This is a genomic window from Streptomyces sp. NPDC020362 (assembly GCF_040642095.1).
Taxonomy (GTDB): Bacteria; Actinomycetota; Actinomycetes; order Streptomycetales; family Streptomycetaceae; genus Streptomyces.
Genome location: NZ_JBFAET010000258.1, coordinates 1 through 10,584, shown reverse-complemented (window position 1 = coordinate 10,584; position 10,584 = coordinate 1). Strand labels below are relative to the sequence as shown.

The 10,584-nt window shown below is 71.1% G+C and carries 9 protein-coding genes; 7 read left to right on the top strand and 2 right to left on the bottom strand.

Features of this window, described 5'->3' with window-relative positions:
• Positions 1–166: 166 nt before the first annotated feature.
• Both AB0H32_RS43365 and AB0H32_RS43360 read right to left on the bottom strand, forming a co-directional pair.
• Complete coding sequence (locus tag AB0H32_RS43365; RefSeq protein WP_361133594.1) at positions 167–1,819, bottom strand: hypothetical protein; 1,653 nt, start codon at positions 1,817–1,819, stop codon at positions 167–169.
• A gap of 299 nt (positions 1,820–2,118) precedes the next feature.
• On the bottom strand, positions 2,119–4,317 hold the full coding sequence (locus AB0H32_RS43360) for an elongation factor G-like protein EF-G2 (RefSeq protein ID WP_361133591.1): 2,199 nt from the start codon (positions 4,315–4,317) through the stop codon (positions 2,119–2,121).
• A 229-nt stretch (positions 4,318–4,546) separates the two neighbouring features.
• Between AB0H32_RS43360 and pgsA the strand changes: the two genes are divergently transcribed.
• The 7 genes from pgsA (at position 4,547) to AB0H32_RS43325 (ending at position 10,460) form a co-directional block, all read left to right on the top strand.
• Positions 4,547–5,281: a phosphatidylinositol phosphate synthase gene (pgsA, locus tag AB0H32_RS43355; RefSeq protein WP_361133597.1), complete on the top strand. Its 735-nt coding sequence runs from the start codon at positions 4,547–4,549 to the stop codon at positions 5,279–5,281.
• On the top strand, positions 5,278–6,186 hold the full coding sequence (locus AB0H32_RS43350; RefSeq protein WP_361133588.1) for a phosphatidylinositol mannoside acyltransferase: 909 nt from the start codon (positions 5,278–5,280) through the stop codon (positions 6,184–6,186). The genes pgsA and AB0H32_RS43350 overlap by 4 nt, the downstream gene beginning before the upstream one ends.
• Positions 6,183–7,343 (top strand): glycosyltransferase family 4 protein, encoded by a 1,161-nt coding sequence (locus AB0H32_RS43345; RefSeq protein ID WP_361133586.1) that lies wholly within the window; start codon positions 6,183–6,185, stop codon positions 7,341–7,343. Before AB0H32_RS43350 ends, AB0H32_RS43345 begins: the two co-directional genes overlap by 4 nt.
• A 109-nt stretch (positions 7,344–7,452) precedes the next feature.
• Positions 7,453–7,995 carry a hypothetical protein gene (locus AB0H32_RS43340; protein WP_361133583.1) on the top strand — a complete coding sequence of 181 codons (543 nt, stop codon included), beginning with the start codon at positions 7,453–7,455 and terminating at the stop codon, positions 7,993–7,995.
• A gap of 139 nt (positions 7,996–8,134) precedes the next feature.
• Entirely contained in the window at positions 8,135–9,040 is a 906-nt protein-coding gene (pdxS, locus tag AB0H32_RS43335; protein ID WP_361133580.1) for a pyridoxal 5'-phosphate synthase lyase subunit PdxS, read from the top strand.
• A gap of 13 nt (positions 9,041–9,053) precedes the next feature.
• The gene (gene pdxT / locus AB0H32_RS43330; protein ID WP_361133577.1) at positions 9,054–9,659 is read left to right on the top strand and encodes a pyridoxal 5'-phosphate synthase glutaminase subunit PdxT; all 606 of its coding nucleotides are present in this window, start codon (positions 9,054–9,056) and stop codon (positions 9,657–9,659) included.
• A 48-nt stretch (positions 9,660–9,707) separates the two neighbouring features.
• Positions 9,708–10,460 carry a YebC/PmpR family DNA-binding transcriptional regulator gene (locus AB0H32_RS43325; RefSeq protein WP_361133575.1) on the top strand — a complete coding sequence of 251 codons (753 nt, stop codon included), beginning with the start codon at positions 9,708–9,710 and terminating at the stop codon, positions 10,458–10,460.
• Positions 10,461–10,584 lie beyond the last annotated feature (124 nt).

Here is a 10,584-nt window from a genome sequence, read left to right as displayed (position 1 = left end):
GCACCCGCCCACCACCTATATAAACACAATACCCCGAACAATATTCCCAAACCCCCCGCTATACCGACCTGAACACGCCCCCTTCCGGGCTGACGGGGGCGTCGGGGGGCGGCAGCCCCCGGACCCGGCACCCCGACCGGCCGTCCCCGGCCGGACCGCCGGAGGCCTACGCGTCGTACAGGTCCGCCTTCCGCGGCGTCGGATCCTGGACCAGCCCGCTCAGGACGGACGAGCGGTTGCCGAACTTCTCCGTGTCCACGCCGTTCTCCGCCAGGACCCGCAGAGCCGCCGAGTGGACCACCCTGAGCACCGGCGTGGCCGCGCGCAGCGCATCGTCGGCCATGAAACGGTGCCGCCAGGGCTGATCGGCCCAGGCGTGCCGCAGGCCGAACGGCTCGGGCAGGGCGAGGGACCCGCCGAGCCAGTTCAACAGTGGGGGGTACCAGGTCAGCGGGGCGCGTGCGGCGAGCCGTACCACCTCGTCGGTCGGCACCAGCGGAAGCTTGACCGTGCGGGTCTCCCACGGCTTCAGCGACTTGGCGACCTCCTTGGTCGGCGCCTCCGGCTTCGCGTTGAACAGCGGGTTCACCGGTCCCAGGGCATGGCCGGTCACCTCGATGCGCAGCGTCTCGTGCAGCACGGTCACCGTGATCAGCATGGTGATGACCAGCTGCCCGTCCCAGAGCGTCCATTGCACACCCAGGTAGTGCCGGTCACCACTGCCGAACTGCTGCTTGTTGCAGATGTCCTGTATGGCGTGCGGCTTGACCTGGAACGCCTCGACGTCCGTGCCCTCCGGCCGGGACACCGCCGCCGCCTTCTCGCCGATCGGCGTGACGATCCAGTGGCGTATCGACGGCCGGGGGAAGCCGCCGGTGTTCAGCGGGCCGCGCTCCAGCATGCGCAGCTGGTCGTGGATCGCGCGCACGACGTCCCAGCTGCGGAAGGGGTGGATCTCCCGGGTGGGGTCGGCCGGCACCAGGTCCTCGGCGAGCTGCCAGGCACCCCAGCGGGTGCCCATGCCGAGTATGCCCTTGGGGCCGGCGTAGAAGACCGAGTTGGACTGCTGCTCGGCGCCGAGCCGGGCCAGCGACTGGCGCAGCTGCTCGGCCGCGGTCTCGCCCGGGCTGCGCGGCACGGCCTCGGGGACCTTCGCGCCGATGCTGCTGCCGGAGAGCAGTGCGTCCCAGCGCGCCCGCAGGTCCTTCGCGGTGCGCTCGCAGATCCGCTTGGCCAGGAACCATCCCAGCACCGGGGCGATCACCGCCGCCCGCGCATACCAGGCCCAGAAGCCGTGGAACGGCATCTTCAGCAGGAACAGCACGCCCAGCAGACCGACCCCGTAGAGCAGGGCACTGGCCGCCCACCCGGCCCGCTTGGCGTCGCGCTTGCCGACGAACCTGCGCAGCTGGAAGACGATCAGCCAGCCGACGAGTCCGGGCAGGAAGATCAGACCGCACACGACCATCAGCAGGGACAGACGGTTGTCGCGGTCCCGGCGGATGTTGTTGGCCGCCATGCAGTGCTCCACGACGACCGCGGGCTCGGCGCCGAAGGACTGGATGAGCGGCTTACGGCCGGGGGCGAGCATCCGGTCGACGACGGCCCGGGAGAAGGCCTCGCCGAGGTTGGGCCGGAAGATCGTGGCCCACTTGCGGCCCGGCTTGACGGTCGACTGGTGCCAGTCGTTGTCGGCCTTCTTGATCTCCTCGAGCACGTTGTCCCGGTAGGCCGCCGAGGCCAGCGCGAAGGTCGCCGCCTGGCCCCCGCTGCCGGAGACGGGCACCTGAGGTCCGTCCCACTCCGTTCCCACCGACATTCCCGCCCCCCTCGCCGCCGGTCTCGCTCCTGCGGCCTTCCCGACTTCCCTGCTCCGCACACCTGTTGGACCGGACGACGTACCGATACCACTCCGGTACCGCACGACTTCGGCACGACGTGATCAGGTGATCAGCGTATCCGCAGCCACTGACACTGCGTCGGCGGACGGCCGAAGGCACCTTCAGTCAATTGCCCGTTCGCCTCCGGGGCGATCCTGCCGGTGCCGGTGCGCCCTGCGGCCCACGCGTGACGTAGGCCCACGCGTGCCGGCGGCGCACCGGACCGGCCGGTGGTGAACTACGGTGTCTCGCCCGCCTGTTCGCGGATCCGCTCCGCGATCTGCGGAGGCATCGGCTCGTGCCGCGCGTACGACCGGCTGAAGCGGGCGGTGCCGTGCGACAGAGAACGCAGGTCGATCGCATAGCGGCCGATCTCGAACTCGGGCACCTCGGCCCGGACCAGGGTCCGGCCGGCGCCCACCTGTTCGGTGCCGAGCACCCGGCCGCGCCGGCTCGACAGGTCGCTCATCACCGCGCCCACGTAGTCGTCGGCGACCAGCACGGTCACCTCGGCCACCGGCTCCAGCAGATGGATGCGCGTCTCGGCCGCGGCCTCGCGCAGGGCCAGCGCGCCCGCCGTCTGGAAGGCGGCGTCGGAGGAGTCCACCGAGTGCGCCTTGCCGTCCAGCAGCGTGATCCGCACGTCCACGAGCGGATAGCCGGCGGCGACGCCCTTGACGGCCTGCGCCCGTACGCCCTTCTCCACCGAGGGGATGAACTGGCGCGGTACGGCGCCGCCCACCACCTTGTCCACGAACTCGATGCCCGAGCCGCCGGGCAGCGGCTCCACCTCGATCTCGCAGATGGCGTACTGCCCGTGCCCGCCGGACTGCTTGACGTGCCGGCCGCGCCCGGCCGACTTGTCGGCGAACGTCTCCCGCAGGGAGACCCTGTGCGGTACGACGTCCACCTGGACGCCGTACCGGCTGCGCAGCCGCTCCAGGGCGACGTCCGCGTGGGCCTCGCCCAGGCACCACAGCACCACCTGGTGGGTGTCCTGGTTCTGCTCCAGACGCATCGTCGGGTCCTCGGCGACCAGGCGGGAAAGGCCCTGGGAGAGCTTGTCCTCGTCGGCCTTGCTGTGCGCCTGGATGGCCAGCGGCAGCAGCGGGTCCGGCATCTGCCAGGGCTCCATCAGGAGCGGGTCGTCCTTGGGCGAGAGCGTGTCCCCGGTCTCGGCGCGGCCCAGCTTGGCCACGCACACCAGGTCGCCCGCGACGGCGTGCGTCACCGCGCGCTGCTGTTTGCCGAAGGGCATGGACAGCGCGCCGATCCGCTCGTCGACGTCGTGGTCCTCGTGCCCGCGGTCGGCCAGGCCGTGCCCGGAGACGTGCACCGTCTCGTCGGGGCGCAGGGTGCCGGAGAAGACGCGGACGAGGGAGATGCGGCCGACGTAGGGGTCGGAGGCCGTCTTGACGACCTCGGCGACCAGCGGTCCGCCGGTGTCGCAGGCCTTCAGCTCGCGCGGCTTGCCGTCGACGGTGGTGACCGCCGGCACGGGGTGCTCGAACGGGGTCGGGAACCCACCGGTGATCAGCTCCAGCAGCTCCACCGTGCCGAGGCCCTGCCGGGCGCCCTCGGCGGCGGGGGCGGCCGCCAGGACGGGGAAGAACGTGCCGCGCGCGACGGCCCGCTCCAGGTCCTCGATCAGCGTCTTCACATCGACCTGCTCGCCGCCCAGATAGCGGTCCATGAGGGTCTCGTCCTCGCTCTCGGCGATGATCCCCTCGATGAGCCGGTTGCGGGCCTCGGCGATGTCCGGCAGCTGGTCGTCACCGGGTTCGGACTCCTTGCGCTCCCCGGACGCGTAGTCGAACAGCTTCTGCGACAGCAGCCCGATCAGCCCGGTCACGGGCGCGTGCCCGTCGGGGCCCTCCGGGCCGCGCAGCGGCAGGTACAGCGGCAGCACGGCGTCGGGGTCGTCCGCGCCGAAGGCCTCGGCGCACACCCGGGTCATCTCCTCGAAGTCCGCGCGGGCGGCCTCCAGGTGCGTGATCACGATCGCGCGGGGCATGCCGACGGCCTGGCACTCCTCCCAGACCATGCGGGTCGAGCCGTCCACCCCGTCCGAGGCCGAGACGACGAAGAGGGCCGCGTCCGCCGCGCGCAGACCGGCCCTCAGCTCCCCGACGAAGTCGGCGTACCCGGGTGTGTCGAGGATGTTGACCTTGATGCCGTCCCATTCCACCGGCACGAGGGACAGCTGTACCGAGCGCTGCTGCCGGTGCTCGATGTCGTCGTAGTCGGAGACGGTGCCGCCGTCCTCCACACGGCCCGCCCGGTTCACCGCCCCCGCGGTCAGTGCGAGGGCCTCCACCAGCGTGGTTTTTCCCGATCCGGAGTGGCCGACCAGCACCACATTCCGTACGGATGCGGGGTGGTCGGCCGCCACTGCCCTGCCGGCGGCTCCGGGGTGTGCTTGCGCCTTGTCGCCCATGATCCTGCCTCCCGTGCACGGTGAGGTCACTGTGGGCGCGGACACGCGGCACCGCGTGCACTGGCGGCTCCTGCGACGCCCGCGGTCCTTCGAGCTTTCCACTCCCGTCACGTTGCGTCCATACGACCGACGCCGATCGCGCCACGCGCGCCCCGCGCGTGCGGGTGTGCACCGGATCGCGGCACGGCAGCGGGTGCCCGCCCGTCACGGCCACGCGCGCGTGGCTACGATGGGCCAGCCGGAGGCCACCAGGGCCGCGGCGACACCGACCGTCGGGAAGGCCATGCTGAACAAGTACGCGCGTGCATTCTTCACGCGTGTCCTCACACCGTTCGCCGCGTTTCTCATCCGGCGGGGGGTCAGCCCCGACACGGTCACGCTCATCGGCACGGCCGGTGTGGTCGCGGGCGCGCTGGTCTTCTACCCCAGGGGCGAGTTCTTCTGGGGCACGGTCGTGATCACGCTGTTCGTCTTCTCCGACCTGGTCGACGGCAACATGGCCCGTCAGCTTGGCCGCTCCAGCCGCTGGGGCGCCTTCCTGGACTCCACCCTGGACCGGGTCGCCGACGGCGCGATCTTCGGCGGCTTCGCGCTCTGGTACGCGGGCAACGGCGACAACAACGCCCTGTGCGCCGTCTCGATCTTCTGCCTGGCCAGCGGCCAGGTGGTGTCCTACACCAAGGCGCGCGGCGAGTCGATCGGACTGCCGGTCGCCGTCAACGGGCTCGTGGAGCGCGCCGAGCGCCTGGTGATCTCGCTGGTAGCGGCGGGTCTCGCGGGCCTGCACGCGTTCGGCGTGCCGGGCATCCAGTGGCTGCTGCCGGTCGCCCTGTGGATCGTCGCCGTGGGCAGCCTCGTCACCCTGATCCAGCGGGTCGTCACCGTCCGCCGTGAGTCCGCCGAGGCCGAGGCCGAGGCGGCGGCGCAGCACAACACGTCCCAGGGGAGCGAGGCGGCGAAGTGAGCACCGCCGAACGGGTGACCGACGCGCTGTACGGCCTCGGCTGGAGCACCGTCAAGAAGCTCCCCGAACCCGCCGCGGTCCGTCTCGGGCAGACCATCGCCGACCTCGCCTGGAAGCAGCGCGGCAAGGGCGTGCAGCGCCTGGAGACGAACTACGCGCGCGTGGTGCCCGACGCCACCCCGGAGCGCCTCGCCGAACTCTCCCGCGCGGGCATGCGCTCGTACCTGCGCTACTGGATGGAGTCCTTCCGGCTGCCCGCCTGGAGCGCCGAGCGCATAAGGACGGGCTTCGAGTGCAAGGACGTGCACCACCTGACCGACGGGATCGCCTCCCCCAGGGGTCTGATCCTCGCCCTGCCGCACATGGCCAACTACGATCTGGCCGGCGCCTGGGTCACCACCAGGCTGGAGACGCCCTTCACGACGGTCGCCGAGCGCCTGAAGCCGGAGACGCTCTACGATCGCTTCGTCGCCTACCGCGAGAGCCTCGGCATGGAGGTCCTGCCGCACAGCGGCGGCTCCGCCTTCGGCACCCTGGCCCGGCGGCTGCGCGACGGCGGCCTGGTCTGCCTGGTCGCCGACCGTGACCTGTCCGCCTCCGGCATCGAGGTCGACTTCTTCGGCGAGCGGACCCGGATGCCCGCGGGCCCGGCGCTGCTCGCCCAGCAGACGGGTGCCCAGCTGCTGCCCGTCACGCTCTGGTACGACGACTCGCCCGTCATGAAGGGGCAGGTCCATCCCCCGATCGAGGTACCGGAGTCGGGTACGAAGGCCGAGAAGACGTCCCTGATGACCCAGGCTCTGGCCGACACCTTCGCCACCGGGATCGCCGACCATCCGGAGGACTGGCACATGCTCCAGCGTCTGTGGCTCGCCGACCTCGACCCCGCGAAGGGACCCTCGTGAGAATCGGGATCGTCTGCCCGTACTCCTGGGACGTGCCCGGTGGCGTCCAGTTCCACATCCGCGACCTCGCCGAGTACTTCATCCGCCTCGGCCACGAGGTCTCCGTGCTCGCCCCCGCCGACGACGACACCCCGCTGCCGCCGTACGTCGTCTCGGCGGGCCGTGCGGTCCCGGTGCCCTACAACGGCTCGGTGGCCCGCCTGAACTTCGGCTTCCTGTCGGCCGCGCGGGTGCGGCGCTGGCTGCACGACGGCGCCTTCGACGTGGTCCACATCCACGAGCCCACGTCCCCGTCGCTCGGCCTGCTGACCTGCTGGGCGGCGCAGGGCCCGATCGTGGCCACCTTCCACACCTCCAACCCGCGCTCGCGCGCGATGATCGCCGCGTACGCCATCCTGCAGGCCGCGCTGGAGAAGATCAGTGCGCGGATCGCGGTCAGCGAGTACGCCCGCCGCACCTTGGTCGAGCACCTGGGCGGCGACGCGGTGGTCATCCCCAACGGCGTCGACGTCGACTTCTTCGCCGAGGCCGAGCCCAAGGCCGAGTGGCAGGGCGACACGATCGGCTTCATCGGCCGTATCGACGAGCCCCGCAAGGGCCTGCCGGTCCTCGTGAAGGCCCTGCCGAAGATCTTCGCCGCCCGCCCGCAGGCGCGTCTGCTCGTCGCGGGGCGCGGCGACGAGGAGGCGGCCGTCGAGGACCTGCCCGAGGAGCTGCGCTCCCGCGTCGAGTTCCTCGGCATGATCAGCGACGAGGACAAGGCGCGCTTCCTGCGCAGCGTCGACCTGTACGTCGCGCCCAACACCGGCGGCGAGAGCTTCGGCATCATCCTCGTCGAGGCCATGTCGGCGGGCGCCCCCGTGCTCGCCTCCGACCTGGACGCCTTCGTCCAGGTCCTCGACCAGGGCGCGGCCGGCGAGGTCTTCGCCAACGAGGACGCCGACGCGCTGGCCGAGGCGGCCGTGCGCCTGCTGGCCGACCCGGCCCGGCGGGCCGAACTGCGCGATCGGGGCAGCGCCCACGTACGGCGTTTCGACTGGTCGACGGTCGGCGCGGACATCCTGTCGGTGTACGAGACGGTGACGACCGGTACGGCGGCGGTGGCCGCGGACGAGCGGACGGGGCTGCGGGCGCGGTTCGGACTGGCACGGGACTGACGCGAGGGAGAACCAGCCCGTCCGGCGTTCGAGGACAAGGCCCGTCCAGGGGCGAAGCGGGGGTCCGGGGGCGGCGGCCCCGGCGGCCCGCACCGACTAACCTTCGCCCGTGACCCCAACGCTGATCTGGATTCTCGTCGCCCTCGTGGCCGTCGGCCTGTACCTGAGCTGGACGGCCGGACGGCTGGACCGGCTGCACGTGCGGATGGACGCGGCGCGGGCCGCACTGGACGCGCAGCTGCTGCGGCGGGCCTCCGTGACGCAGGAACTGGCGACCTCGGGCGTGCTGGACCCGGCCGCCTCGATCGTGCTCTACGAGGCCGCGCACGCCGCCCGGCAGGCCGAGGAGGAGCAGCGGGAGGTGGCGGAGAGCGAGCTGAGCCAGGCCCTGCGCGCGGTCTTCGAGGACTCGCTGCAGGTCGAGGCCGTTCGGGAGGCTCCCGGAGGCGAGGAGGCCGCCAGTGAGCTGGCCGAGGCGGTCCGCCGGGTGCCGATGGCCCGCCGCTTCCACAACGACGCCGTGGGGGCCGCCCGCAGGCTGAGGGAGCACCGCAAGGTGCGCTGGTTCCGGCTGGCCGGCCACGCCCCGTTCCCGCTGGCCTTCGAGATGGACGACGAACCGCCCGCGGCCTTGGTGGAGCGGGTCTCCTGAACCCCTGGTGGAGCGGGTCGCCTGAACCCCCGGTGGACCAAAAGGATCCACCGGGTTTCCATTGGCCCTTGCTGTGGCCTGGTCCACTCGCGTTTTCTCTGGGATGCAGAAACCCTCTTTCCCGTCAGTGAGGTCACCCGTGTCCATCATCGAGAACCAGGCTCCCGCGACCGGCACCGCGCGCGTGAAGCGCGGCATGGCCGAGCAGCTCAAGGGCGGCGTGATCATGGACGTCGTCACGCCGGAGCAGGCGAAGATCGCCGAGGACGCGGGCGCCGTCGCCGTCATGGCGCTGGAGCGGGTCCCGGCCGACATCCGCAAGGACGGCGGCGTGGCCCGCATGTCCGACCCGGACATGATCGAGGGCATCATCGGCGCCGTGTCCATCCCGGTCATGGCCAAGTCCCGGATCGGCCACTTCGTCGAGGCCCAGGTGCTGCAGTCCCTCGGCGTCGACTACATCGACGAGTCCGAGGTCCTCACCCCGGCCGACGAGGTCAACCACTCCGACAAGTGGGCCTTCACCACCCCCTTCGTCTGCGGTGCCACCAACCTGGGCGAGGCCCTGCGCCGCATCGCCGAGGGCGCCGCGATGATCCGCTCCAAGGGCGAGGCCGGCACCGGCAACGTCGTCGAGGCGGTCCGCCACCTGCGCCAGATCAAGAACGAGATCGCCCGTCTGCGCGGCTACGACAACAACGAGCTGTACGCCGCCGCCAAGGAGCTGCGCGCCCCCTACGAGCTGGTCAAGGAGGTCGCCGAGCTGGGCAAGCTCCCGGTGGTCCTCTTCTCCGCCGGTGGCGTCGCGACCCCGGCCGACGCGGCCCTGATGCGCCAGCTCGGCGCCGAGGGCGTCTTCGTGGGCTCCGGCATCTTCAAGTCCGGCGACCCGGCTAAGCGCGCCGCCGCCATCGTGAAGGCCACCACCTTCTACGACGACCCGAAGATCATCGCGGACGCCTCCCGCAACCTCGGCGAGGCCATGGTCGGCATCAACTGCGACACCCTCCCCGAGGCCGAGCGCTACGCGAACCGCGGCTGGTAAGGCACCGACACACATGAACACCCCCGTCATAGGCGTCCTGGCCCTCCAGGGCGACGTGCGGGAGCACCTCATCGCCCTGGCCGCGGCCGACGCCGTGGCCAGGCCGGTGCGGCGCCCCGAAGAACTCGCCGAGGTCGACGGCCTCGTCCTGCCCGGCGGCGAGTCCACCACCATCTCCAAGCTGGCCGTCCTCTTCGGAGTGATGGAACCCCTCCGCGCACGCGTACGCGACGGCATGCCCGTCTACGGCACCTGCGCCGGCATGATCATGCTCGCCGACAAGATCCTCGACCCGCGCTCGGGCCAGGAGACCGTCGGCGGCATCGACATGATCGTGCGCCGCAACGCCTTCGGGCGGCAGAACGAGTCGTTCGAGGCGGCGGTCGACGTCGAGGGAGTCGAGGGCGATCCTGTAGAGGGCGTCTTCATCCGCGCCCCCTGGGTCGAGTCCGTGGGGGCCGCGGCCGAGGTGCTCGCCGAGCACGACGGCCACATCGTCGCGGTCCGCCAGGGCAACGCGCTCGCCACGTCGTTCCACCCGGAACTGACCGGCGATCACCGCGTGCACGCCCTGTTCGTCGACATGGTGCGCGCCAACCGGACACCCGAGTCCTTGTAGGATCTCTGGCGTTCATACAGAGACGGGTTACGCGAAGGAGACAGGCAGATGTCCGGCCACTCTAAATGGGCCACGACGAAGCACAAGAAGGCCGTGATCGATGCCAAGCGCGGCAAGCTCTTCGCGAAGCTGATCAAGAACATCGAGGTCGCGGCGCGCATGGGCGGCGTCGACCTCGAGGGAAACCCGACGCTCTACGACGCCGTCCAGAAGGCCAAGAAGCAGTCGGTCCCGAACAAGAACATCGACTCCGCGATCAAGCGCGGCGGTGGTCTTGAGGCCGGCGGCGCCGACTACGAGACCATCATGTACGAGGGCTACGGCCCGAACGGTGTCGCGGTGCTCATCGAGTGCCTCACCGACAACCGCAACCGCGCCGCCTCCGACGTGCGCGTCGCCATGACCCGCAACGGCGGCAACATGGCCGACCCCGGCTCGGTGTCGTACATGTTCAGCCGCAAGGGCGTCGTCATCGTCCCCAAGGGCGAGCTGAGCGAGGACGACGTCCTCGATGCCGTCCTGGACGCGGGTGCGGAAGAGGTGAACGACCTCGGCGAGACCTTCGAGGTCATCAGCGAGGCCACCGACCTGGTCGCGGTCCGCACCGCCCTCCAGGAGGCCGGGATCGACTACGACTCCGCCGAGTCCAGCTTCGTGCCGTCCGTCCAGGTCGAGCTGGACGAAGAGGGCGCCAAGAAGATCTTCAAGCTGATCGACGCACTCGAGGACAGCGACGACGTGCAGAACGTCTTCGCCAACTTCGACGTCAGCGACGAGATCATGGAGAAGGTCGACGCGTAGGCGCGCCGCGGCCGGCACAGCACGTTCTCCGGCGGGGCGGCGGGGACGACACCCCCCCCCCCACCCCGGGGTTAGTGGGGAGGGGGGTGGACGGTGGGCAACGGCGGAGCACTCCCCCCGGCGC